Below are 24,904 nucleotides of genomic sequence, written 5' to 3' on the forward strand. Positions count from 1 at the left end.
GCCATGGGACTGGTCTCGACAGAAGCGCTCGCCGACGATCTGACACGGCTCGGCCTTGCAACCGGAGACGTCGTACTGCTGCACTCGTCGCTGTCCAGCATCGGACGGGTCGACGGCGGGGCCGCCGCCGTGATCGCTGCGTTCCGCCGGGTTCTGGGCGACGAGGGAACGCTTGTCACACCGGCGTTCTCCGGCTCCGTGCGCGACACACATCGCGAGGCCGCTCCGGGGTCGACAGATCCAACGCTGTGGGCCGCTCGTGACGCCGTGCCGTTGTTCGATCCGGTGACAACACCGACCGACGCCGGCGCCATACCGACCGCGGTACTCTCCGCGCCGGACCGACGCCGGAGTTCCCACCCGCAGGACTCCGTGGCGGCGATCGGTCGACACTCCGAGTTCATCTGCGGCGGCCAGCCGTTGTCCTTCGCGCTCGGCTCCGAGTCACCGTTCTCACGAGTCGTGGACCTGGACGCGACCATCGTGTTGCTCGGTGTCGGCCACAACCGCAGTTCGATGCTCCATCATGTGGAGTCACTGCTCGACGCCGCGACACGTCGCCACTGGGTGCGACGGTTCCCCTATCTCGTGGCCGGCGAGAGGGTCTGGCTCGAGGCACGCGACGTCGGCGCCGACAACGGCACACACTTCCCGGCTGTGGGTGCGGCATTCGCCGCTGTCTCGCGGTCGCACCGCAGCGACACCGTGGGAGCGGCTCGGACAGAAGCGTTCTCGGCTCGCGAATACGTCACGTTCGCCCGGCGCGACCTCGCCCGCCGACTCCGAGACGCGTGACTCAGCCGAGGAGAGTGCGGATCGGTGTCGGGAGGTCGCGGCGTCGGCGGTAGGGCCCGACGACCGCGACGGAGGGCCGGGCCGCGAGCACCTCGCGGGCGACCCGCGAGACGTGGGCCGGGCGGACGGATTCGATCCGACGCAACGACGACGCCACCGTCCGGTAGCGGCCGTGGTCGATCTCGGCCAGGCCCAGTCGGTGCATGCGAGAACCGGTGTCCTCGAGCCCCAACAACATCGATCCCCGCAGTGACCCCTGGGCCCGGACGATCTCGTCGCGATCGATGCCGTTCTCCGCGACGTCGTCGAGGATCGCGGTGACGACCTCGGCGACCTCACCGACCCTTTCGGGATTGCACCCCGCGTAGACCGAGAACGTGCCGACGTCGCTGAACGTGTCCAGCGACGAGTACACCGAGTACGCCAGACCGCGCTCTTCGCGGATCTGTTGGAACAGCCGAGAACTCAGGCCACCGCCGACTGCGGCGTTGAGCACGGACAGCGCCGGCAGATCCGGGTCGTCGACACCTCGGGTCGGCACGCCGATCATCAGGTGGGCCTGTTCGCTGTCGCGGTCGACGATCTGAGGTGCACCCGACACGCGGGGTGGGCGATTCCGATGCCGCGGCGGGGCAGCAGGTGTGCCGGGGCGCAGATGCGCACCGAAAGACCGTCGTACGAGTGCCACGGCCTCACGATGGGTGATGTTCCCGGCGATCGCGACGACCATGCGGTCGGTCGTGTAGCGCCGCCGGTGGAACCCGCGGATCTGTTGTGCCGACAGCGATCCGATGATCTCGGGTGTGCCGATGACCGGACGCCCGATGGGTGCGTCACCGTAGACGGCGGTCATGAACGCGTCGGCCAGCAGGTCCTCGTGGTCGTCGTCGCGCATGGCCATCTCCTCGAGGACCACCTCGCGTTCGACCTCGACGTCGTCGGCAGCGCACTCACCACGCACGACGACGTCGGCCAGGACGTCGACCGCCAGCGGCGCGTGGTCGTCGAGGACGTGCGCGTAGAAGCAGGTGTGTTCCTTGCTGGTGAAGGCGTTGAGCTCTCCCCCGACCGCATCGAGTTCGCGGGCGATCGAAGCGGCGGTCCGTGTCGGGGTCTTCTTGAACAGCAGGTGTTCGAGGAAGTGCGCCGCGCCGGCGAGACCCGGTGTCTCGTCGCGGGATCCGACGCCCACCCACACCCCGATCGACACCGATCGGACGCCGGGCACATGCTCCGTGACGACCCGCAGCCCACCGGGGAGCACGCTGCGCGAGACAGCGGCCCCGGTGGGCTGCGGGGTACGGGTTCCGGTCAGCGTCAGCCGGCGTCCGCGGGTGCGTCGGCACCCTCGGCGGAGGCGTCGGCGACGGGGACCAGGCTGATCTTGCCGCGATCGTCGATGTCGGCGATCTCGACGCGGATCTTGCTGCCGACGTTCACCACGTCCTCGACCTTGTTGACACGCTTGCCCTGGCCGAGCTTCGAGATGTGCACCAGACCGTCGCGACCCGGGAGCAGCGACACGAACGCGCCGAACGCCGTCGTCTTCACGACCGTGCCCAGGAACCGCTCGCCGACCTTGGGCAGCTGCGGGTTGGCGATCGCGTTGATGCGGTCGATCGCCGCCTGCGCCTTGAGACCGTCGGTGGCGCCGACGAACACCGTGCCGTCGTCCTCGATGGAGATGTTGGCGCCGGTCTCCTCGGTGATGGCGTTGATGTTCTTGCCCTTGGGGCCGATCAGCTCACCGATCTTGTCGACCGGGACCTTCACGGTGGTGACGCGCGGGGCGTACGGGCTCATCTCGTCGGGCTCGTCGATCGCCTCGGCCATCACCTCGAGGATGGTGGTCCGTGCATCCTTGGCCTGACTCAGCGCACCGGCCAGCACGGCCGACGGGATGCCGTCGAGCTTGGTGTCGAGCTGCAGCGCGGTCACGAAGTCCTTGGTGCCTGCGACCTTGAAGTCCATGTCGCCGAATGCGTCCTCGGCACCGAGGATGTCGGTGAGCGCGACGTAGCGGGTCTCCCCATCGACCTCGTCGGAGACGAGGCCCATGGCGATGCCGGCGACCGGGGCCTTCAGCGGCACACCGGCGTTGAGCAGCGACATGGTCGACGCGCAGACCGATCCCATCGACGTCGAGCCGTTGGAGCTCAACGCCTCGGACACCTGGCGGATCGCGTAGGGGAACTCGTCGACGCTCGGGAGCACCGGCATGAGCGCGCGCTCGGCGAGCGCTCCGTGGCCGATCTCGCGACGCTTCGGCGACCCGACGCGACCGGTCTCACCGGTCGAGTACGGCGGGAAGTTGTAGTGGTGCATGTAGCGCTTGGAGGTCTCGGGTCCCAGCGAGTCGATCTGCTGGGCCATCTTGACCATGTCGAGGGTGGTGACACCCATGATCTGGGTCTCGCCACGCTCGAACAGGGCGCTGCCGTGGGCACGCGGGATCAGCGCGACCTCGGCCGAGAGCGACCGGATGTCGGTGATGCCGCGACCGTCGATTCGGAAGTGGTCGGTCAGGATGCGCTGGCGCACGAGCTTCTTGGTCAGCGAGCGGTAGGCAGCGCCGATCTCCTTCTCGCGTCCGGCGAACTGCTCGCCGAGCGAGGCGAGGATGTCGCCCTTGAGCTCGTCGGTCTTGTCGTCGCGCTCGGTCTTGCCCGCGATGGTCAGGATCTCCGACAGACGATCCTTGCCCGCCGACTCGACGGCGTCGTAGACGTCGGACTGGTAGGCGGGGAACAGCGGGAACTCACCGGTCGCCTTCGCGGCCTGCGCGGCGAGCTGGCGCTGCGCCTCGCACAGGGAGCGGATGAACGGCTTCGCGGCCTCGAGGCCCTCGGCGACGATCGCCTCGGTCGGTGCCTGGGCGCCGCCCTCGACGAGCTCGATGACGTTGTCGGTGGCCTCGGCCTCGACCATCATGATCGCGACGTCCTCACCGACGATGCGGCCCGCGACCACCATGTCGAACACGGCGCCCTCGAGCTGCTCGACGGTCGGGAACGCGACCCACTGGCCGGCGCGGTTGGACTCGGTCGGGATGAGCGCGACGCGCACGCCACCGACGGGGCCGGAGAACGGCAGGCCCGCGAGCTGGGTGGACGCCGAGGCGGCGTTGATGGCGACGACGTCGTAGAGGTCGTTGGGGTCGAGGCTCAGGACGGTGATGACGACCTGGATCTCGTTGCGCAGGCCGTCGACGAAGGACGGACGCAGCGGCCGGTCGATGAGACGGCAGGTCAGGATGGCGTCGGTGGACGGGCGCCCCTCGCGACGGAAGAACGATCCCGGGATGCGGCCGGCGGCGTACATCCGCTCCTCGACGTCGATCGTCAGGGGGAAGAAGTCGAAGTTGTCCTTGGGATGCTTGCCCGCGCTGGTGGCCGACAACAGCATGTTCTCGTCGTCGAGGTAGGCGACGACGGCGCCGGCGGCCTGCTGGGCGAGGCGCCCGGTCTCGAAGCGGACGGTACGGGTGCCGAACTCGCCGTTGTCGATGACGGCGGTCGCCTCGGTGATCTCGTCGTCGTACTCGAGGTCGTCGGCCGGGGCGGTGGTGACGTCTGTCATGGGTGGTGGAGATCCTCTCGATCGAGGTGCGCGCGGCAGCTCCGGGAGCGCGGCGCGCGACGGTGACGCCGTTGCCGTGACGGCAGACGACGTGGGTCCGATGGGTGCGAGGAGACGGCGAGCGGAACCCCGACGCTGCTGGCGGACTCCGTCGAGTGGACGGGTCCGATGACCGGGGTGCGTGTGCACCGGACGGCTGTCGGGGCGGGTCACGTGGCGACGGCCGTCGATCGAAGCAGCCGGAGCAGAGATGTTCCGGCAGCCACTACCGAAGACCGATCGCCCGTACGTGTACCGCGTGGACGACCCCTCACGAGATCGGGTCCCCGGTGAGACTACCACCGGGGACCCGAGAGTTCGTGCACGATCACCCCGCGTGGTGCGGGGCGCGTGACGTCAGCGGCGCAGGCCGAGGCGCTCGATGAGCGAGCGGTAGCGCTGCACGTCGACCTGGGCGACGTACTTCAGCAGACGACGACGGCGACCGACCAGCAGCAGGAGGCCGCGACGGCTGTGGTGGTCGTGCTTGTGCTGCTTGAGGTGCTCGGTGAGGTCGCTGATGCGCTTGGTGAGCATCGCGATCTGTGCCTCGGGCGAGCCGGTGTCGGTCTCGTGCAGGCCGTACTCGGCCAGGATGGTCTTCTTCTGCTCGGTCGTCAGAGCCATGGGGTCGTTCCTCCGGATCGGGTACCGCGAACGTGTGCTCCCGCCTCGCCCACCGGGGCGAACTCGGGTGGTGCGCCACCGCGGACTGCAGCAACACCGACGGGTCACGCTACCCGCGAGCCGACCCGCCTCCCAAATCGCGACCGGCGGTCACCCGCGTGTGCCTGCGAGAACCGACCAGCGCCGACACACCAGCGCCGCAGTCCCGGCCCACACCGCGAGCAGCACCCATGGCAGTCCCGCAGCCGGCCCCTGTCCGGGCAGGTGATCCACCAGGGCCCCGATCGCCGCCGAGGCCGGGAGCACCATCACCCCTCCCACCGACGCGCAGAGGCCGTAGTGGGTACCGAGGCGCTCGCCGCGGGCGAACACCGGGATGACGGCCCGGATCGCGGGTCCGACGATCATCTGTCCCACGATCACGGAGAAGACGAAGACCGTGAACACCGCGAGCGCGGGCAGACCACGGAGACCGAACATCGGCCCCGACGCCGCGATGAGCGGCCCCGACGCCACGACGCCGAGGCCCAGCGCCAGAACCCGTCCCGGCGGGTGGTCGGCGACGCGCGCCGCGAGCGGCATCTGGCTCGCCACCACGGTGAGTGCGGCCAGTGCGAAGAGGATCCCCATGGGCGTCTGCGACCCCCACGCGCGGTCGACGGCGTCGGGCAGCAGGAAATACAGCTGGTTGTAGACGACCACCTGCACGCCGACGACGACGGCGAAGGCGAGGAAGACGGGGTCGCGCGGAAGTCGCGGTCGGTCCCCCGCCCCGTCGGCGCGAGGCGACGTGACCTCCCGCGGGAACGACCGCAGATGGACGAGCGCCATGACGGCGAACACGCTCGCGGAGCAGACACTCACGACGCGGAAGTCGACGGTGAGCAGTGCGGCGCCGATCAACGGCCCCAGGACGGCGCCCACCTGTCCGTACAGGTTGAGCATCGCGAACGCCTCGAGTCGGGCGGCGTGCGCCGGCCGGTCGCCGGTGGTGGCGGCGCGCGCCAGAGCGGCGTCGACGGCAGGTGAGAAGAGCGCGCCGGCCACTCCGGTGAGGCAGACGCCGATGGCGATCACCGGGACGGAGGTCGCCCACCCGAGGGTGAGGAGACCCGCCACCCGGCACAGGCAGCCGGCCACCACGACCGGCCGGCCGCCGAGTCGGTCCGCGATCGCGCCGCCGACGACGAACAGACCCTGCTGGGTCAGCGTGCGGACCCCGAGCACCGCGCCGACCACCGCCGCACCCTGGCCGACGCCCTCGGTGAGATGGACCGCGAGGAAGGGCAGGACCATGAAGAAGCCGGTGTTGAACACCAGCTGCGTGGCGACCAGCAACCGAACGGCCGGCGACGCACGGACGAAACCGTCCAGCGGCGCCCACGACGTCGCGAGCGTCATCCCGCCGAGGCGACCCGGGGACGCCCGTACCGGATGGTGAGCCCGCCGTCGTGGTCACGGACGACCTCGGCGTCGACCTCGTAGACGTCGGCGATCAGGTCGGGTGTGAGCACGGTCCCCGGATCGCCCGCTGCGACCACGCGTCCGGCGCTCAGGACGACGAGGCGGTCGCAGAACATCGCCGCGAGGTTCAGGTCGTGCAGCGCGACGACCGCGGTGACGGGAAGGCGTGCGACGAGGCCGAGCAGGTCGAGTTGATGGCGGATGTCGAGGTGGTTCGTGGGCTCGTCGAGCAGCAGATGCGAGGGCTCCTGCGCGAGTGCACGCGCGATCTGCACCCGTTGTCGCTCCCCACCCGACAGCTCGTGCCACAGACGGTCGGCCTTGTCCTGCAGACCGGTCTGCGTGAGGGCCTTGTCGACGGCGATCCGATCTGCGCGATGGTCGGGACCGAACGCACCGCGATGCGCGATGCGGCCGAGCGCGACGACATCGCGTACACGGATCGCCACCTCGGTCGTCGACTCCTGGGTGACGACCGCCAGCGACCGCGCCAGGTCACGGCGGCGCACCGATCGCAGATCGGTGTCGCCGAGGCGTACGACACCCGCGGTGGGTCGGTCGAAGCCGGCGAGCAACCGCAACAGCGACGACTTCCCCGACCCGTTCGGCCCGAGCAGACCGATGGTCTCCCCCTCCGCCGGCTCGAGCGTGATGCCGTCCACCACGACGGCACCGCCACGTCGCCAGGACACGTCCTGGGCGCGCAGCGTCATGACCGCGCCCCGCTCCGGAACATCAACGCCACGAACGCCGGGACGCCGATCAGCGCCGTCGCCACGCCGACCGGCAGCGGGGTGGGTGAGAACGCGACTCGCGAGATCGCGTCGACCCAGACCATGAACAGCGCCCCCACCACCGCGCTCACCGGCACGAGCCGCCCGTGCCCGGGCCCGACGAGGAAGCGCGCGGCGTGCGGCAACACCAGCCCGACGAAGCCGATCGCGCCGGTGACGCTGACGAGCGCCGCCGTCACCAGTGCGGTCAGCACCAGGAGCAGCGACCGCACCGCCCCGACCGGGATGCCCAGCGACGACGCGACGTCGTCGCCGAAGGTGAACGCGTCGAGCACATGGGCGAGCGCCCAGCACACCGCGCCGCCGAGGATCGCCACGCCGGCGGCCAGCCGGACGTCGGCCCATCGGACCCCCTCGAGGGAACCGAGCAGCCAGAACATGACACCGCGGGTCTCGTCGGCGTCGGCGAAGGCGAAGATGATCAGCGAGGTGAGGGCCGAGAACAGTTGCGTCACCGCGATCCCGGCGAGCACGAGCCGATCGGTGGTTCCTCCGGACAGGCGCGCCAAGAGCAGGACGAGGGCGAACGCGACGAGCGCGCCGACGAAGGCGCCGCCCGACAGTCCCGCCGCACCGGCCCCGAGCCCGAGGATCCCGAGGACCACGGCGCCGGTGGACGCGCCCGACGAGATCCCGAGCAGGAACGGATCCGCGAGCGGGTTGCGGAGCAGCGACTGCAACACGACACCGCAGATGGCCAGCCCCGCGCCGGAGGATGCCGCGACGAGTGACCGCGGCAGGCGGTCCTGCCACACGATCGCGTCCTCGGACGCCCGGACCGGGACGTCGGTGACACCGAGGTGGTTGAGGACGATGTCGCGCACGTTCACCAGCGAGATGTCCGCGGTTCCCAGGGTGATCGCGACCATGACCGACACCACGCAGGCGACGAGGCCCAGGACGATCAGGGCCGCACCGGCCACCGCGGGTCGACGGCGCACGACCGTCGCGACCCGGGAGTCGACGACGGCGCTCACCCGCGGGACAGACGCCGCATGCCCGCGGCGAGCTTCTCGATGCCGTCGACGAGTTGGATGGACGCGTTCATCTCCGCGCCGTGCAGTGCGATGTACCGCTGTTCCCGCACCGCGGGCATCGTCCGCGTGACCGGATCACTCGCGAGGAACGTCTTCTTGTCCTCCAGCCGATCACCCGGGAAGCGGTTGCGGGTGAGGTCGCCGAGCACGATCACCTCCGGATCCCGGTCGACGACGCTCTCCCAGCTGGTGGCGGGCCAGTCGTCGCGGACGTCGGCGAACACGTTGCGCGCCTTCACCTGCGACGCCAGGATGTTCCCCGAACCCAGCCCTGCCGCGAAGTAGGGGGTGCGTGTGTCGGCGAACCAGAACCCGATCGAGGTGGACGACGCCGCCACCGACGCGCGTGCCCGCTCCACCCGGGTGCGGAGGCTGTCGACGAGTGCGGCGCCGCGGGCGGGGACGTCGAACACGGCGGCGAGTTCGGTGATCTCGCGATACAGCGAGTCCAGGGACTGGGGGGTGGAGCGCTTCGCGCCGGCGTTCACACTGCGATCGGCGTCGCAGTCCGTCGGTGAGAGGTATGTGGGCACGCCGCTGGTCGCGAACCGCTCGCGCGATGCGACGCCCCCCTTCTCCCGCAGATGGCGACCGAAGGACGCCGTCACCAGGGTCGGTTCGGTCGCCATCACCGCTTCGTAACTCGGGGCGTTGTCGGCCAGACGCGGGACGCGTGCGTTCTCGTCCGCGAGGTCGGGCTTCACCGGATCGGTCCACGAGGCGGTCCCGACCATCCGGTCCGCGAGGCCGAGGGACAGGAGGATCTCCGTGGATCCCTGGTCGAGGGACACCACACGCGTCGGCACGGAGTCGATCGTGATCTGCTGCCCGCAGTTGTCCATGGTCAGCGGGAACGTGGTCGACGACTCGCCGCGAGCGGCCGGTTGCTCGTCGATCGCCTCCGACTCGCCGCATGCGGCGGTCGCCGCAACGCACATCAGGACCAGGGCCGCGCTCACTGCACGACCGACTCGCTGTCGCATCCGACTCCTCGACGCACGAACCGGCGCGGATTCGCCGGATTGGGTAGCCAAACCTTACCCAGGTTGCCCGATACGTCCGAATCCCCTGCTCAGTGGCGAGAAGGCGGCACGAACCGTCAGGGAGCGAGGGCCTCGCGCGCCACCTCGACGTCCCGGTCCATCTGGACGATGAGCGACTCCATCGAGTCGAACTTCTCCATTCCGCGGATGCGACGGACGAAGTCGACGGCGACGTGTTGGCCGTACAGGTCGGCATGGGTGTCGAGGACGAACGCCTCCACGGTGCGGGTGCGGCCGGAGAACGTCGGGTTGGACCCGACCGACACGGCGGCCTGATAGCTCTCGCCGGGCACCACCTGGCCGACCACGGGTCCGGCCCCGAGCACCGTGAACCACGCCGCGTACACGCCGTCGGCCGGGATGGCCGAGTACATCGGCGGGGCGACATTGGCTGTCGGATAACCCATCTCGCGTCCACGGCCGTCACCGCGGACGACGACACCCTCGACGCGGTGGGGCCGTCCGAGCGCCTCCGCCGCGGCCTCGACGTCGCCGGCGGCGACGCAGGACCGGATGTAGGTCGAGGAGAACGTGACCGCCGGGCGCGACGATTCGCCGGCGCCGTCACCGAGCAGCGAGACGGCCTGGACCTCGAACCCGAACGTGCGACCGAGGTCGGCCAGCACCTCGACGGTGCCGGTCGCCTTGTGGCCGAACGTGAAGTTCGACCCGACCACGACGTCCGCGGCGTGCAGCCCCTCCACCAGGACCTCGTGGGCGAAGTCCTTCGGCGACTGCGCCGCGAGCACCGGCGTGAACGGCATCACGCAGAACACGTCGATGCCGAGTTCCTCGGCCAGTTCTGCGCGTCGGGTCAGTGTCGACAGCTGCGGGGGGTGTGTACCGGGACGGACCACCTCGGCGGGGTGCGGGTCGAACGTCATGAGCACCGCCGGAACACCGCGTCTGCGGGCCGCGGCCGTCGCGGTCGCGATGAGCTGGGCGTGGCCACGGTGTACGCCGTCGAACACCCCGATGGTGACGACGCAGCGGCCCCACCCCGCAGGGATGTCATCCAACCCTCGCCATCGCAGCACGCCCCAAGCCTACGACCCGACGCCGTGTGTCGAACACCCGCGCCGGGTGCGTGTGCCATCGGGAACGAAGGCGAGTGCAATAGGCTCGTCGCGTGCCCTCGACCGACGGCCGCGCAGAGACAGGCGGCAGCCCCGGGACCCATGCGGACGTCCCCGTGGCAGAGCTCTCGACCGTGGCCCAGGACTACCTCAAGGTCATCTGGACCGCGCAGGAGTGGTCCGAGGCGAAGGTGACCACCAAGCTGCTGGCCGAGAAGCTCGCCGTCTCGCCGTCGACGGTGTCGGAGGCCGTGCGGAAGCTCGCCGACCAGGACCTGGTGTCGCACGAACGCTACGGGGCGGTGACACTCACCGAACGCGGCCGCGCGGCGGCGGTGCTGATGGTCCGCCGGCACCGACTCATCGAGACCTTCCTCGTACACGAACTCGGTTATGCCTGGGACGAGGTGCACGACGAGGCCGAGATCCTCGAACACGCCATGTCCGACCGCATGATCGACCGGCTCGACGTGAAACTCGGCCACCCCGTCCGAGATCCGCACGGCGACCCGATCCCCGGCGCCGACGGCGAACTGCCGCACACCGCGGCCCACAGGCTCGCGGACCTCGGACCCGACGCAGGTGGGCGGGTCGCCCGCATCGCGGACACCGATCCTGCGATGCTCCGGTACTTCGACTCCGTCGGGATCGCGCTCGACTGCAGCATCGTGATCGTCGAGCAGCGGCCGTTCGCCGGCACGGTGGCCGTGCGGGTCGACGGGGGCGATCCGATCGACCTCGGTGACATCGCGACGCGCGCGATCTGGCTGGAGACCGAGCCGGACTAACGCAGTGTGGCCGGTCGGACCACCATCACCGAGGCGGCACGACGGCCCTTCTCCTGCAGCAGGGCGATCACCCGCCCGTCGGGCGTGACCGCGGCGTAGACCCCGGACATCCCGACCGGCTCGAGCCACCGCCCCTGGCTGATCGACTCCGCCTGCGCGTCGTCGATGATCCGGTGCGGGAAGGCCGTCGCGATCGCCGCGTCGATGGGCAGCGACATCCGCGGATCGGCCTCGAGTGCCTCCAACGGTGCGGCGTCGTCGATGGTGAACGGACCGACAGCGGTCCGCCGCAACGCGGTGAGATGCCCGCCGACCTCCAGGACTGCCCCGAGATCGCGTGCGAGGGAACGGATGTAGGTCCCCGACGAACAATCGACCTCGACGTCGACGTCGAACCAGCCGTCGCGCTCGAGGGCGTCGACGACGTCGAAGCGCGAGACCGTGACCTGTCGTGCGGGCAGACTCACCTCGACCCCGTCGCGCATCAACGCGTGTGCCCGCCTCCCGTCGACCTTGATGGCGCTGACGCTCGCCGGGACCTGGTCGATGTCACCGACGAACTGCTCGCTCGCGGAACGCACGACGTCGAGGTCGAGGTGGGTGACGTCGACGCGGTCACCGAGCGTGCCGTCGGCGTCGTCGGTGTCGCTGCCCGCCCCGAGACGGATCGTCGCTGTGTAGGACTTCGTCGTGAGCGACAGCAGGCCGAGCAGCTTGGTCGCCCGTTCCACGCCGACGACGAGTACGCCGGTGGCCATCGGGTCGAGGGTGCCCGCGTGGCCGACCTTGCGGGTGGAGAACGCTTTTCGGCAGCGCGCGACGACGTCGTGGCTGGTGATGCCGGCGGGCTTGTCGACGAGGACGAGTCCGGCCGCGGTGACCGCGCCCGCGTCGGCGCGCGTGTTCCCGGCGTTCACAGCGTGATCGAGGTGACGATGAGTCCGTTGTCGACCCGCCACGAGCCCTCGAAGCCCGCGAGCGGTGGCCCCCCGTCGGTGACCGATCCGTCGACGAGCAGTCGGGACGTGAACGATCCCGATCGGTCGTCGGTGCGCTCGAACTCGATGCGGGCGTCCTCGAACCCCAACCACCGACCGGTCAGCGGGAACCACGCCTTGTACGTCGCCTCCTTGGCGCAGAACAGGAGTCGGTCCCAGTGCAGGGTGTCGTCACGGCCGGCGAGGACCTCACGCTCCTCGGGCAGGCTCACATGGTCCAGGACACCCTCGGGCAGAGGGCCGTGCGGCTCGGCATCGATCCCCACGGTCCGGATGCGCAGCTTGTGGGCGACCACCGCGGCCCGGTAACCGTCGCAGTGGGTGAGGCTGCCGACGATGCCGCGGGGCCACAACGGTTCCCCCTTCTCGCCGCGCAGGATCGGCACCGGCTCCTCGCCGAGGTGGGTCAAGGCCTGCCGCGCGAGCGTGCGCACCGTCGTGAACTCCGATCGCCGCTTGTCCACGGCGCGCGCGACGAGCGACTCCTCCCCCGGCATCAGGGCCGCGTCCGCCGGGTCGGCGAACGCCTCGGCGCACACCACACCCGGGCCGGTCACCTCCTCGATCATCGGGTCCCCTCCTCACGTGCGGCGCGCGCCTGGGCCCGCAACTCGCGCTGGCGGGCGACGCGCTCGGTGAACTCCTTGGCCCGCTCGGCGTAGTCCGGCGGGAGGTCGAACCGGGCCCCGTGCTCGGGCAGGTCGTCGGGTCCGGTGCCGTCGTCGGGAGTGATCCGACGCAGCAGCGGCTTCGGCAGTCCCCGCCTCTTCCACTCCCGCGGATAACCGACCGAGACCTCCTCGAAGCGGATGTCGTCGTACCACGTGGTCCGCGGGATGTGGAGGTGGCCGTAGACGCAGCATGCGGCGTTGTAGCGGGTGTGCCAGTCCGCGGTGACCTCGCTGCCGCACCACAGCGCGAACTCGGGGTACATCAGTGCGTCGGTCGGTTCACGACGCAGCGGCCAGTGGTTGATCAGGATGGTGCGTTCGCTCGGGTCGAGCGCATCGAGCCGTTCGCGGGTGGATGCCATGCGGGCGCGACCCCACGCGTCGCGTGTCCCGTACGGCTCCGGCGACAACAGGAACTCGTCGGTGGCGACGACGTTGTTCTCCCGCGCGACCGCGAGGGCGGCGAGCGCGGTGTGTGTGCCCGGGGGCCGGAACGTGTAGTCGTACAGCAGGAACATCGGCACGACCCGGACCGGCGGCGTGCCGTCCCCGGGATCGAACAGCGGGTAGATGTCCTCGGGGGTCACCACCCCCATGTCGCGACACACCTGGACGAGGTAGTCGTAGCGGGCCACCCCGTGGATCTGCAGCGGGTCCTTCGCCGTGGTGTAGAGCTCGTGGTTGCCCGGCACCCACACCACGGTGCCGAAACGTGTCCGCAGGCGCCGCAGGGTGTCGGCGATGTCGTCGGTCCGCTCGGCGACGTCACCGGCGACGATGAGCCAGTCGTCCGGCGACTCCGGTCGGATGCGGTCGAGGATCTCGTCGTTGCTGCGGTGGCTGACGTGCAGATCACTGATCGCCCAGAGGGTGGCCATTCGGTCGATGCTATCGACCCGCGCTCAGCGCAACTCGATCCGCGTCCACCGGCCCGACGTGAGCCGCGCGGTGACCGCGACCAGCCGGAGCACCATGAACGCGGCCAATCCGGTCCAGATCCCGGCGAGACCCCAGTCGAAGACGAGAGACGCCCAGATGAGCGGCAGGAATCCCACCAGCGCGCTGCCGACCGTCGTGGTGCGGAGGTAGGCGGCGTCACCGGAGCCGAGCAGCACACCGTCGAGGGCGAAGACGACGCCGGCGATCGGCAGCATCCCGACGAGGAACCACCACGGGGTCGCGGACGCGGCGAGCACCTCGGGATCGTCGGTGAAGATGCCCGCGATGGGTGTCCGCGCGAGCGCGAGGATTGCGAGGGCGACGGCGGCGACCCCGACCGACACGATCGTCACCCGTCGCGCGACGAGTCGTGCGCCCACCGCGGTCCCCGCACCCAGCGCCGCCCCGACCAGCGCCTGCGCTGCGATGGCGAGCGCGTCGAGCAGCAGCGACAGGAAGTTCCACAGCTGCAGGACCACCTGGTGAGCCGCCAGCGCGGCGACGCCGAACCGGGCGGCCACCGCCGCGGCGGACAGAAAGCACACCTGGAAGGACAGACTGCGGACGACGAGGTCGCGGGCCAGGGTCAGCTGCGCGCGGACGACGGACCCGACCGGCCACGGAGAGATCCCCGCCGCCTGATCACGGCTCTCGCGGATCAGGCGCAGCGCGAACAGCAGACCCGCCAGCGACTGTCCGACGACGTTCGCCACCGCGCTGCCGTGCAGCCCGAGATGCGGTGCGCCGAGCAGACCGTGGACGAGCACCGGACACAGGACGGCGCTGAGCCCGAGACCGGTGGCGACGTAGACCACCGGTCGACGGGTGTCACGGACACCACGCATCCAGCCGTTGCCCGCCATGCTCAGCAGGATCAACGGGACACCGCAGACAGCGATCCGCAGCCAGCCCGCCGCCTCGCCGGAGACGTCGCCGTCGGGCGCGATGAGCCCGACGATCGGCCCGGCGAGCGACGCGACGACCACCGCGATGACGAGGCCGACCCCGACCGCCAGCCACGACGCCGACACACCCTCCCCCACGGCGGCCGAGCGGTCACCACGGCCGAACCACCGGGCCGATCGGGCGGTGGTGCCATACGACAGGAAGGTGAGCTGCGTGCTGACCACCCCGAGGATCACCGTGCCGACACCGAGCGCGGCGAGCGGTTCGGTGCCGAGCCGGCCGACGACGGCGAGGTCTTCCATCAGATACAGCGGCTCGGCGATCAGGACGACCAGCGCGGACAGGGCCAGTCGGCCGATCGAGGGGTACGAGGTGTCGGTCTCGCTCACGCGGTGAGGAAGTCGGCCACGACGTCCTCGACGGACCCGGTGAACCCGAATCCCGCGGCGTGCGGGTGTCCTCCGCCCCCGTGTGCACGGGCGATCGGGACCAGGTCGGTCGCCGACCGCGACCGCATGGACACCGTCCACCGTCCGGGCTCCGACTCCTTGAACACGACGGCCACGTCGGCGTCGCCGACGGTGCGGACCAGGTCGATGACGCTCTCGGCCTCGTCCCAGCCGATCGCGTCGCGCCACGTGTGGTCGACGCGGGCGTAGACCAGACCGTTGCCGCCGAAGGCGTCGGGTACGAGGACCGCCGACCGCAGTGCGTCGGCGACCATCGCGAGCCACCCGAACCCATGGGTGTCGAGCAGCGCGCGGGTCCAGGCGGGGCCGTCGACCCCGGCGGCGAGCAGTCGGGCGGCGATGGCGTGCGACCCCGGCCGCGCCCACCGGAACGAACCGGTGTCGGTGACGAGGCCCGCGTAGAGGCAGGTCGCCACGTCGGCGTCGATCTCGGCGCCGAGACCGTCGAGGACGGCGAGCACGAGCTCTGCGGTGCAGTCGGCCTCGGCGTCGACCAGGTCGATGTCGCCGAAGCCCGGGTTCGACGCGTGGTGGTCGACGACGATCCGGGTGTCGGCCGCCGCGAAGACGTCGTGCAGGTCGTCGAGGCGACCGGCGCTCGCGCAGTCGAGGGCGACCGCGACGCGGTGGCCGACGACCTGCGCAGCGGGGACGATCAGCTTCGCCCCGGGGAGACGACCCAGGACGTCGGGCAGAGGCAGGGCACCGGGTACGGCGACCTCGACCTCGACACCGGACCGGTCCAGCGCCACCGCCAACGCGAGCGCGGAGCCGACGGTGTCGGCGTCCGGGCGGACATGCGTGATGAGGGTGACCGCGCGGGCGTCACACAGGACGTCGACGATGCGGTCCCGTGCTGCGGCGCCGTCTGTCACCGCCACCTCCGCTCACGTCGTGTCCCGTCGACCCGGCGGATGACCGCCTCGGGGTCCATGTCGGTCACCGGGCCGACGAACCGGGCCCATCGTATCCCCGCGGTGGCCCCGCTTCGGCATCTCCGCCGTCGTCGTCCGACTCGTCCGCATCGCTGCGATACGGGTCGGCGTCGCCGGCCGGGACGGCCGCGGCGGCACGCCGGGCGACCAACTCGTCCTGCGCCCGCGCACGAGCGACGAGTTCTTCCATCTCGCGGGCCGTGTCGGGAACGGTGTCCAGGACGAAACGCAGGGTCGGGGTGAACCGCACCCCGGTCCCCGCCCCCACCTTCGAGCGCAGGATGCCGGTGGCACGGGCGAGACCTGCCGCGGCGGCCTCGTAGTCGGGTTCGGCGTCGATCGACTCACCCATCACGGTGTAGTAGATGGTCGCCTCGTGCAGGTCCGCGGTGACCGTCGTGTCGGTGATGGTCACGTACGCCAGTCGCGGGTCCTTGATCTCCCCGCCGATCGCCGACGCGACGATCGACGAGATGCGCTTGGCGAGTCGCTGCGCGCGAGCCGGATCGGCCATGGTGGCACTCCTCTCATCTCCCTGCCCGGGAGGGCCCGACGCCCGGGCACCTGATCTCTCGGGTGCCCGGGCGCGGGGTGTGGTGGAACTTCTCTGCCTGGTGGGTCCGCTACGTGCGGGCCTTCTCCTGCAGTTCGTAGGTCTCGATGACGTCGTCGACCTTGATGTCGCCGTACGTCAGCGTGAGACCGCATTCGTAGCCCTCGCGGACCTCGGTCGCGTCGTCCTTCTCCCGCTTGAGCGACGAGATGGTGAGGTTGTCGGCCACCACCACGTTGTCGCGCAGGAGCCGCGCCTTGGCGTTGCGGCGCATGATGCCCGACTGGACGAGGCAACCGGCGATGTTGCCGACCTTCGAGGACCGGAAGATCGCGCGGATCTCCGCCCGCCCGAGCTCGACCTCTTCGTAGATCGGCTTGAGCATGCCCTTGAGGGCGTTCTCGATCTCCTCGATCGCCTGGTAGATCACCGTGTAGTACCGGATGTCGACGCCCTCGCGGTTGGCCAGCTCGGTGGCCTTGCCCTCCGCACGGACGTTGAAGCCGACGATGATCGCATCGGAGGCCGTCGCCAGGTTGACGTTGGTCTCGGTGACGCCGCCGACACCGCGGTCGATGACGCGCAGTTGCACCTCGTCGCCGATGTCGATGTTGAGCAACGCCTCCTCGAGGGCCTCCACGGTGCCGGAGTTGTCGCCCTTGAGGATCAGGTTGAGCTGCGACGTCTCCTTCAGCGCGGCGTCGAGGTCGTCGAGGCTGATGCGCTTGCGGCTGCGCGCGGCCATCGCGTTGCGCTTGCGCGCGTTGCGACGGTCGGCGATCTGTCTGGCGATCCGGTCCTCGTCGACGACGAGCAGGTTGTCGCCGGCGCCGGGCACCGAGGTGAACCCGATGACCTGCACGGGCCGCGACGGGGTCGCCTCGGCCACGTCGTCACCGTGCTCGTCGACCATGCGGCGCACACGCCCGTAGGCGTCGCCCGCGACGATCGAGTCGCCGACCTTGAGCGTGCCGCGCTGGACGAGCACGGTCGCCACCGGGCCGCGGCCACGGTCGAGGTGGGCCTCGATGGCCACACCCTGGGCGTCCATGTCCGGGTTGGCGCGCAGGTCGAGCGAGGCGTCCGCGGTGAGCAGGACGGCCTCGAGCAGGGCGTCGATGTTCGTGCCCTCCCGCGCGGAGATGTCGACGAACATGCTCTCGCCGCCGTACTCCTCGGGGATCAGCCCGTACTCGGTGAGCTGACCACGGATCTTGGCCGGGTCGGCACCTTCCTTGTCGATCTTGTTGACCGCCACGACGATCGGCACCTCGGCCGCCTGCGCGTGGTTGAGCGCCTCCACCGTCTGCGGCATGACGCCGTCGTCCGCCGCGACCACGAGGATCGCGATGTCGGTCGCCTTCGCACCACGGGCACGCATGGCGGTGAACGCCTCGTGACCCGGGGTGTCGATGAACGTGATGAGACGGTGCTCGCCGTTGAGATCGGTGTCGACCTGGTAGGCGCCGATGTGCTGGGTGATGCCACCGGCCTCGCCCTCGCGGACGTTGGCCTTGCGGATCGTGTCCAGCAGTCGGGTCTTGCCGTGATCGACGTGACCCATGACGGTGACCACGGGCGGACGCTGCTCGAGGTCCTCCTCGCCGCCCTCGTCCTCGCCGTAGGTGAGGTCGAAGCTGTCGAGCAGCTCGCGGTCCTCGTCCTCCGGGCTGACGACCTGGACGACGTAGTTCATCTCGCCGCCGAGCAGCTCCAGCGTCTCGTCGTTGACCGACTCGGTCGCCGTGACCATCTCGCCGAGGTTGAACAACGCCTGCACCAGGGCTGCCGGGTTGGCGTCGATCTTGTCGGCGAAGTCGACCAGGGACGCGCCGCGGGCGAGACGGATCGTCTCACCGTTGCCGCGGGGCAGACGGACGCCGCCGACGGCGGGTGCCTGCATCGATTCGTATTCGGCGCGCTTCGCCCGCTTCGACTTGCGCCCACGACGCGGGGCGCCACCGGGACGACCGAACGCACCCGCGGCACCGCCGCGACCACGGCCACCGCCGCCACCGCGACCGCGGAAGCCACCGGGAGGACCCCCCGGCGACGCCGTCGGGGCACCGCCACCGCGGTATCCACCGCCGCCACCACCGGGACGACCACCGGGTCCGCCGGGACGACCGCGACCGGCCGCTCCACCGGGGCCGGGACGCGCCGCGCGGGCCGGCATGGCACCGGGGTTCGGGCGGGGAGGCATGCTGCCGGGGCTCGGGCGGGGACCACCCTGGCCGGGGGCCGGGCGAGGTCCGCCCGGACCAGCCGCGGGGCGGGCACCGGGACGAGCCGCACCGCCGGGCTGCTGACCCGGGGCCGGGCGGGCCGCCGGACGCGGCGCCGGGGTCGACGAGAACGGGTTGTTCCCGACACGCGGGGTCCGCGGGCCCGGCTTGGGACCGGGACGGGCCGGACGCGGGCCGGGGGCCTGCGGGGGTGCCGAGGCGCCACCGGCGGCGGGCGGTGTCCCGCCCGGCGCATCCGTGGACGCCGGGGCACTGGGCTGCGCGTCGGCGGGAGCCGACGGCGTCGGTGCGGCCGGAGCCGGTGCCGACGCGGCGGCCGGGGTGGGCGCAGCCGGGGCCGCCGGGGTCGGGGCGGCGGGAGCCGCGGGCTTGGGCGCACCGGGCTTGGGGGCGCCGGACTGCGACGCACCCGGCGTAGGACCGGGGGTCGCACCCGGCTTGGGGGCGGTGGACGACGGGGTGCCGCCGTTGCGCGCCGCGCCGTTGCCGTTCGAACCACCGGACTTGCCGCCGTCGCCGGCGGCCGGGAAGGACTCCCGGAGGCGTCGGGCGACGGGGGCCTCCACCGTCGACGACGCCGATTTGACGAATTCGCCCTGCTCGCTCAGACGAGCCAGGACTTCCTTGCTGGTGACACCGAGTTCTTTGGCCAACTCGTGCACGCGGGCCTTGCCTGCCACTGCTCTCCTCACTGGTGAGGCCGAGCGGGCTGCCCGCTACGGCCTCGGATTACGTCCGAAACGTGCTCATCGTGGGAACTTCACGGTGTGCTCATGTCTTCTGCTACCTGTCCTGTCGTGGGCTGGGTTGCCCTCGACGCTCCCCGGCCACCGTCGGTGGCCGGTCGTCCCTCGCGGTCTGCGAGCAGCGCGTCGATCTCGTCTCCGAGGACCGACTCGTCCACTCGCACGTCGGGTGTCCGCAGTGCGTGGGCGAAGACCCTGCGCCGCACCGCCGACCGCAGACAACCGCGGTCGGGATGAAGCCAGGCACCTCGTCCTGCGAGATCCGACGTGCGGTCCAGTGTCACCCTCGCGGGGACGGACTCGGTCGTCGGATCTGCGGACACCACCGCAGCGAACCGAATGAGTTCGGTGACCGCGGCGCGCTGTCGGCACCCGACACACGTTCGCACGGGGCCGGTGGTCGCCAGCGCTCTGTCAACCATCGAGCAGTCTACCGCCCGTCGCAAATCCGATGTGTCCGACCGAGCCGGACACCACCGCGTGTCGTCACCCGCCACTCGACGGGGTGGACGCCGCGGGATCGTCGGCACCGTCGGTCTCGTGGGTCTCGGCGTCGGAGCGGATGTCGATGCGCCACCCGGTCAGGCGCGCCGCGAGACGCGCGTTCTGGCCCTCCTTGCCGATGGCCAACGACAGCTGGTAGTCGGGGACCACCACGCGCGCCGCCTTGGTGGCGAGGTCGACGACGGTCACCGAGACCACCTTCGACGGCGAGAGCGCGTTGCCGACGAACACCGCCGGGTCGGTGCTGTAGTCGATGATGTCGATCTTCTCCCCCGCCAGCTCGCTCATCACGTTGCGGACGCGCTGCCCCATCGGGCCGATGCACGCGCCCTTCGCGTTCAGTCCGGCGACGCCGGTGTGCACCGCGATCTTGGAGCGGTGACCTGCCTCGCGGGCGACCGCGACGATCTCGACGGACCCGTCGCCGATCTCGGGCACCTCGAGGGAGAACAGCTTGCGTACGAGGTTGGGATGGGTGCGGCTCAGCGTGATCTGCGGTCCGCGGGTGCCGCGGGTGACCCCGACGACGTAGCACTTGATGCGGTCGCCGTGGCGGTACGTCTCGCCGGGGACCTGCTCGGCCGGCGGGAGGATGCCCTCCGCACCGGTCGACTCGCTGCCGATCCGCACGACGATGAGGCCACGCGCGTTCGCCCGCGAGTCCTGCTGGACGACACCGCCGACGATCTCCCCCTCGTGGGTGACGTACTCGCCGAAGCTCTTCTCGTTCTCGGCGTCGCGCAGACGCTGCAGGATGACCTGACGCGCGGTGGTGGCCGCGATGCGCCCGAAGCCCTCGGGGGTGTCGTCCCACTCGCTGATGACGGTGCCGTCCTCGTCGAGCGTCTGGGCCATCACCCGGACGAGACCGGTCTTCCGGTTGACGTCGATCCGCGCATGCGGCGCGAACCCGTCGGTGTGCCGGTAGGCGGTGAGCAGGGCCGTCTCGATCGCGGTGATGACCGTGTCGGTCGGGATGCCCTTGTCCGCCTCGATCATGCGCAGAGCGCCGATGTCGATGTTCATCGGTTGCCTTCCCGGCGCGCATCCGCGCCGTCGAGTCCACAGAGTTCGAGTTCGGCCGGGCCGGGCGGCGAGAAGTCCACACCGACGACCGCCGTGACCACGTCGGCCAGTGCGATGGTGCGGACCTCGGGCGCGGACCGGCGGGTGGTGACGACGACCTCGACGGTGCCCGCGGCCTCGTCGAGCCGCCCCACCCGGGCGACGATCTGCTCATCCCGTGACGAGCCGTCGTCGCGGAGTGACGCGGTGACCTTCCGCCCCTGTGCGCGCCTCCAGTGGCGGGGTTCGGTGAGCGGCCGGTCGACGCCGGGCGAGGTGACCTCGAGCGTGTACTGCCGGTCGCCGAGTGGATCGGGGTCGGCGGCGTCGAGGACGTCGGAGAGTTCGCGGCTCAGGTCGGCCAGGTCGTCGAGAACCGTCCCGGCATCCGCGTCGACGACGACACGGACGACGGTGGCGTCGCCTGCACCGGAGAGTTCGACAGCCTCGAGGTCGAGGCCGCGGGCCCGAACGTGGGGACCGACGACCGCGGCGAACAGATCGCCCGGTCCCCCCGCCCCGGCCCGATCCCCGTGGCCCGGGGATCCTGCGCCCGAGGAGTGCGTCCCGTGTCCCGACCGACCGTCGCCCGCCATCACCGGTGCCTCCTCGTCTGCAGTTGTCGACCCGCGTCGCCGCTCCCGTCACCGACCGTCCTGTGTGGATCGCACGGCGTCGGCGGGCGATGTGCTCGACGGAGTTTACCCTCCCGCACCACGCGTCTCCGCCACCCGAGACCGCCCCGGTCCCGCACCACCCCCGACACGGTGCGCGGCAGCGCGCCGTGGGTCCGGGCACCTGGCACGATGGTCGACCGTGGCCCTGCGCGAGACGTCCGACGTGACCCTTCTCTCCCCGATCTCCCCGCACCGGACCGCGGGGATGACCCGTCGCGTCGCGCTGGCGCGGGGCGTCGCGGTGGCCGGCCTCCTGGGCGGGGTCGGGGTCGCGGCGGGGTGTTCCACCTCGTCGGGTCCGGATGCGGCGACCCGTACCGCGCAGCAGTTGGTCCCTCTCGCCCGCGCCGCCGGCGAGGACGCGGTCGCCGCCCGCGCGCTGTCCGCACAGGTCCCCGACCGTGCCGCCGCGCTGCGGGTGATCGCCGACGAACGGACCGTGCACCTGCGCGCGCTCACCGACGAGATCAGCCGGCTGTCGGCGGATCTCGTGCCCAGCGCGTCCCCGACGTCGTCGGCGGCTCCGTCCGCCGCGACCCCGCCGGTGGTCACCACGGTCGACGCCCTGCGCACCCGGCTGTCCGGTGCGCGGACCGCGACCGGCACGCTCGCCGTGTCCTCCGACGGCTATCGCGCGGGACTGCTCGGATCGATCACGGCGTCCCTGGCCGGGCTCGTCGAGGTGCAGCTCGGATGAGCACGACGACCGATGCCCTGGGATCCGCCGTCGACGCGGAGAACGCGGCGATCTTCGCCTACGGCATCGCCGCCGCCTACGCGGCGTCGACCCGTCAGGAGACGGTGGCCGAGTACACCGCCGACCACCGGGCCCGTCGCGCGGAGTTGACCCGCCTCATGACGACAGCGGGGGCCACGGCACCGGAGGCTGCCGTGGGCTACGTGCTGCCGGTCGCCGTGACGGATCCGGCGACGGCCGTCCGGGCGATGCTCGTCGCGGAGGAGGACTGCACCCGCGCCTACCGTGTGCTGCTGGAGAAGGCCGACGGCGAGTCGGTCCGCAGGGTCGGCGTCGACGCACTGTCGGACGCAGCGGTCCGGGCCGCACGGTGGCGGCTGGTCCTGCAGGTGTCCCCGTCGACCGTCGCCCTGCCCGGCGTCACGACCTGAGCAGCTACAGCTGTCCGCGTCGCGCGTCGAGCGCGGCGACGAGGTCCTCGACGGCGACCTCGGCGACCTCACCCGAGGCGCGATCACGCACCTCGACGAGTCCGCCGGCATAGCCGCGACCGACCACGACGATCGCGGGCATCCCGAGCAGTTCGGCGTCCTTGAACTTCACGCCCGGCGACGCCTTGCGGTCGTCGAGCAGGACGCTCCGACCGGATGCCTCCAGAGCTGCGGCCACGAGTCCCGCGCCGTCGACGAGCGCGGCGTCCTTGGCGTTGGCGATGACGACGTGCACGTCGAACGGCGCGATGGCCGCCGGCCAGCTCAGCCCCTTCTCGTCGTGGGTCTGCTCGGCGATCACGGCGACCATGCGCGACACCCCGATCCCGTAGGAGCCCTGGATGAGGCGGACGGGCGCACCGTTCTCACCGAGCACGTCGACCTCGAACGCGTCGGTGTACTTCTGCCCGAGCGCGAAGATGTGGCCGATCTCGATGCCGCGTGCGCTGACGAGGGTCCCCATCCCGTCCGGGGAGGTGTCACCGTCACGGACCTCGGCGGCCTCGACGGTGCCGTCGGGGGTGAAGTCGCGGCCGGCGACGAGGTCGACCACGTGGCGACCCGGCTCGTCGGCGCCGGTGATCCAGGCCGTGCCGTCGACGACACGGGGGTCGACGAGGTAGCGGATCCCGTTGGCCTGCAGCCCCCGCGGACCGATGTACCCCTTCACCAGGAACGGGTTGGCGGCGAAGTCGGCGTCGTCGAGGAGATCGACGACGCTCGGCTCGAACGACGCCTCCAGACGCTTCATGTCGACCTCGCGGTCGCCGGGAAGCCCGATCCCGACGATCTGCGGCCGCGCCCCGGGTTCGGTGACCTTGACCATCACGTTCTTCAGGGTCTCGGCCGCGGTGACGGTGCGATCGAGGGTTCGGTTCGCCCAGTCGACCAGGGTCGCGATCGTCGGGGTGTTCTCGGTGTCGTGCACCACCGCCTCGGGCAGTCCGTCGATCGGACGGGCCGGCGGCGCCGGGGTCACCACCGCCTCGACGTTGGCCGCGTAACCCGACTCGGGACACCGCACGAACGTGTCCTCGCCGATCTCGCTCTCGGCCAGGAACTCCTCCGAGGCGGAGCCGCCCATCGCGCCGGAGGTGGCCGCGACGATCACGTACCGCACACCGAGCCGGCCGAAGATCCGCTGGTAGGCCTCGCGGTGGGCGGCGTAGGACGCCTTCGCGCCCGCGTCGTCGAGGTCGAAGCTGTAGGAGTCCTTCATGACGAACTCGCGGCCCCGGAGGATGCCGGCGCGCGGCCGTTCCTCGTCGCGGTACTTGGTCTGGATCTGGTAGAGCGTGACCGGCAGGTCCTTGTACGACGAGTACTCGCTCTTCACCAGCTGGGCGAAGAACTCCTCGTGCGTGGGACCGAGTCCCATCTGCACACCCTTGCGGTCGGTGAGCCGAAACATGTTCGGGCCGTAGTCGGTCCACCGCCCGGTGGCCTCGTAGGCCTCCTTCGGCAGCAACGCGGGCAGGAGGATCTCCTGGCCGCCGATGGCGTCCATCTCCTCGCGCACGATCTGCTCGACGCGGCGGAGGACCCGCAACCCCAGCGGCAGCCAGCTGTAGACACCCGGCGCCACGCGGCGCACGTAGCCGGCGCGGACGAGGAGCCGGTGGCTCGGGACCTCGGCGTCGGCCGGGTCGTCGCGGAGGGTGCGCAGGAACAGGCTCGACATGCGGGTGATCACGATCGGCCAGCCTAGTGGGGCCCGGCGGCGGGCACCGCAGGCGCGGGTGGGTCGTCGCCGGGTTGTTAGCG

General features: G+C 71.1%; 23 protein-coding genes. 4 read left to right on the forward strand and 19 right to left on the reverse strand.

Going from position 1 to position 24,904, the window contains the following annotated elements; all coding sequences use genetic code 11:
• Positions 1-3 precede the first annotated feature (3 nt).
• Entirely contained in the window at positions 4-795 is a 792-nt protein-coding gene (locus ACXVUM_RS18455) for an aminoglycoside N(3)-acetyltransferase (RefSeq protein WP_458523365.1), read from the forward strand.
• Between the two features lies 1 nt (position 796).
• Here the strand turns inward: ACXVUM_RS18455 and ACXVUM_RS18460 are convergent, their stop codons facing one another.
• The 8 genes from ACXVUM_RS18460 to ACXVUM_RS18495 all read right to left on the reverse strand — a co-directional run bounded on the left by ACXVUM_RS18460 (position 797) and on the right by ACXVUM_RS18495 (position 10,415).
• Entirely contained in the window at positions 797-2,116 is a 1,320-nt protein-coding gene (locus tag ACXVUM_RS18460; protein WP_458523563.1) for a M16 family metallopeptidase, read from the reverse strand.
• Positions 2,113-4,374, reverse strand: a complete 2,262-nt coding sequence (locus ACXVUM_RS18465; protein WP_458523366.1) for a polyribonucleotide nucleotidyltransferase — start codon at positions 4,372-4,374, stop codon at positions 2,113-2,115. The genes ACXVUM_RS18460 and ACXVUM_RS18465 overlap by 4 nt, the downstream gene beginning before the upstream one ends.
• A gap of 396 nt (positions 4,375-4,770) precedes the next feature.
• The gene (rpsO, locus tag ACXVUM_RS18470) at positions 4,771-5,040 is read right to left on the reverse strand and encodes a 30S ribosomal protein S15 (protein WP_458523367.1); all 270 of its coding nucleotides are present in this window, start codon (positions 5,038-5,040) and stop codon (positions 4,771-4,773) included.
• A 150-nt stretch (positions 5,041-5,190) separates the two neighbouring features.
• Entirely contained in the window at positions 5,191-6,441 is a 1,251-nt protein-coding gene (locus tag ACXVUM_RS18475) for an MFS transporter (protein WP_458523368.1), read from the reverse strand.
• Positions 6,438-7,217 (reverse strand): ABC transporter ATP-binding protein, encoded by a 780-nt coding sequence (locus ACXVUM_RS18480; protein WP_458523369.1) that lies wholly within the window; start codon positions 7,215-7,217, stop codon positions 6,438-6,440. The genes ACXVUM_RS18475 and ACXVUM_RS18480 overlap by 4 nt, the downstream gene beginning before the upstream one ends.
• Complete coding sequence (locus ACXVUM_RS18485) at positions 7,214-8,221, reverse strand: FecCD family ABC transporter permease (RefSeq protein ID WP_458523564.1); 1,008 nt, start codon at positions 8,219-8,221, stop codon at positions 7,214-7,216. Before ACXVUM_RS18485 ends, ACXVUM_RS18480 begins: the two co-directional genes overlap by 4 nt.
• Before the next feature lie 50 nt (positions 8,222-8,271).
• Positions 8,272-9,318, reverse strand: a complete 1,047-nt coding sequence (locus ACXVUM_RS18490) for an ABC transporter substrate-binding protein (RefSeq protein ID WP_458523370.1) — start codon at positions 9,316-9,318, stop codon at positions 8,272-8,274.
• A 116-nt stretch (positions 9,319-9,434) separates the two neighbouring features.
• Positions 9,435-10,415 carry a bifunctional riboflavin kinase/FAD synthetase gene (locus tag ACXVUM_RS18495; protein ID WP_458523371.1) on the reverse strand — a complete coding sequence of 327 codons (981 nt, stop codon included), beginning with the start codon at positions 10,413-10,415 and terminating at the stop codon, positions 9,435-9,437.
• A gap of 92 nt (positions 10,416-10,507) precedes the next feature.
• Between ACXVUM_RS18495 and ACXVUM_RS18500 the strand changes: the two genes are divergently transcribed.
• Positions 10,508-11,242, forward strand: a complete 735-nt coding sequence (locus ACXVUM_RS18500) for a metal-dependent transcriptional regulator (RefSeq protein WP_458523372.1) — start codon at positions 10,508-10,510, stop codon at positions 11,240-11,242.
• On the opposite strand, the gene truB is transcribed toward ACXVUM_RS18500, so the two are convergent.
• The 10 genes from truB to rimP all read right to left on the reverse strand — a co-directional run bounded on the left by truB (position 11,239) and on the right by rimP (position 21,871).
• Positions 11,239-12,159, reverse strand: coding sequence for a tRNA pseudouridine(55) synthase TruB (truB, locus tag ACXVUM_RS18505; protein ID WP_458523373.1), 921 nt, complete (start codon positions 12,157-12,159; stop codon positions 11,239-11,241). The two genes, ACXVUM_RS18500 and truB, sit on opposite strands and share 4 nt — an antisense overlap.
• A complete protein-coding gene (locus ACXVUM_RS18510; RefSeq protein WP_458523374.1) occupies positions 12,156-12,809 on the reverse strand; it encodes a 4'-phosphopantetheinyl transferase family protein in 654 nt (217 codons plus the stop codon). The genes truB and ACXVUM_RS18510 overlap by 4 nt, the downstream gene beginning before the upstream one ends.
• Positions 12,806-13,789, reverse strand: coding sequence for a metallophosphoesterase family protein (locus ACXVUM_RS18515; protein WP_458523375.1), 984 nt, complete (start codon positions 13,787-13,789; stop codon positions 12,806-12,808). The genes ACXVUM_RS18510 and ACXVUM_RS18515 overlap by 4 nt, the downstream gene beginning before the upstream one ends.
• Before the next feature lie 24 nt (positions 13,790-13,813).
• Positions 13,814-15,145 carry an MATE family efflux transporter gene (locus ACXVUM_RS18520; protein ID WP_458523376.1) on the reverse strand — a complete coding sequence of 444 codons (1,332 nt, stop codon included), beginning with the start codon at positions 15,143-15,145 and terminating at the stop codon, positions 13,814-13,816.
• Positions 15,142-16,107, reverse strand: coding sequence for a DHH family phosphoesterase (locus tag ACXVUM_RS18525; RefSeq protein WP_458523377.1), 966 nt, complete (start codon positions 16,105-16,107; stop codon positions 15,142-15,144). The genes ACXVUM_RS18520 and ACXVUM_RS18525 overlap by 4 nt, the downstream gene beginning before the upstream one ends.
• Positions 16,108-16,165: 58 nt before the next feature.
• Positions 16,166-16,675 carry a 30S ribosome-binding factor RbfA gene (rbfA, locus tag ACXVUM_RS18530; RefSeq protein WP_458523378.1) on the reverse strand — a complete coding sequence of 170 codons (510 nt, stop codon included), beginning with the start codon at positions 16,673-16,675 and terminating at the stop codon, positions 16,166-16,168.
• A gap of 109 nt (positions 16,676-16,784) precedes the next feature.
• Positions 16,785-19,640 (reverse strand): translation initiation factor IF-2, encoded by a 2,856-nt coding sequence (gene infB / locus ACXVUM_RS18535; RefSeq protein ID WP_458523379.1) that lies wholly within the window; start codon positions 19,638-19,640, stop codon positions 16,785-16,787.
• Positions 19,641-19,720: 80 nt separating this feature from the next.
• The gene (locus tag ACXVUM_RS18540; protein WP_458523380.1) at positions 19,721-20,128 is read right to left on the reverse strand and encodes a YlxR family protein; all 408 of its coding nucleotides are present in this window, start codon (positions 20,126-20,128) and stop codon (positions 19,721-19,723) included.
• Positions 20,129-20,192: 64 nt separating this feature from the next.
• On the reverse strand, positions 20,193-21,236 hold the full coding sequence (gene nusA / locus ACXVUM_RS18545) for a transcription termination factor NusA (RefSeq protein ID WP_458523381.1): 1,044 nt from the start codon (positions 21,234-21,236) through the stop codon (positions 20,193-20,195).
• On the reverse strand, positions 21,233-21,871 hold the full coding sequence (rimP, locus tag ACXVUM_RS18550; protein ID WP_458523382.1) for a ribosome maturation factor RimP: 639 nt from the start codon (positions 21,869-21,871) through the stop codon (positions 21,233-21,235). Before rimP ends, nusA begins: the two co-directional genes overlap by 4 nt.
• A gap of 220 nt (positions 21,872-22,091) precedes the next feature.
• Here rimP and ACXVUM_RS18555 point away from each other — a divergent pair, with 220 nt between their 5' ends.
• Both ACXVUM_RS18555 and ACXVUM_RS18560 read left to right on the forward strand, forming a co-directional pair.
• Complete coding sequence (locus tag ACXVUM_RS18555; protein WP_458523383.1) at positions 22,092-22,649, forward strand: hypothetical protein; 558 nt, start codon at positions 22,092-22,094, stop codon at positions 22,647-22,649.
• Positions 22,646-23,080, forward strand: coding sequence for a ferritin-like domain-containing protein (locus ACXVUM_RS18560; protein ID WP_458523384.1), 435 nt, complete (start codon positions 22,646-22,648; stop codon positions 23,078-23,080). The genes ACXVUM_RS18555 and ACXVUM_RS18560 overlap by 4 nt, the downstream gene beginning before the upstream one ends.
• Before the next feature lie 4 nt (positions 23,081-23,084).
• Here the strand turns inward: ACXVUM_RS18560 and ACXVUM_RS18565 are convergent, their stop codons facing one another.
• Complete coding sequence (locus ACXVUM_RS18565; RefSeq protein ID WP_458523385.1) at positions 23,085-24,833, reverse strand: proline--tRNA ligase; 1,749 nt, start codon at positions 24,831-24,833, stop codon at positions 23,085-23,087.
• Positions 24,834-24,904 lie beyond the last annotated feature (71 nt).

It is taken from the genome of Williamsia sp. SKLECPSW1 (genome assembly GCF_054332755.1).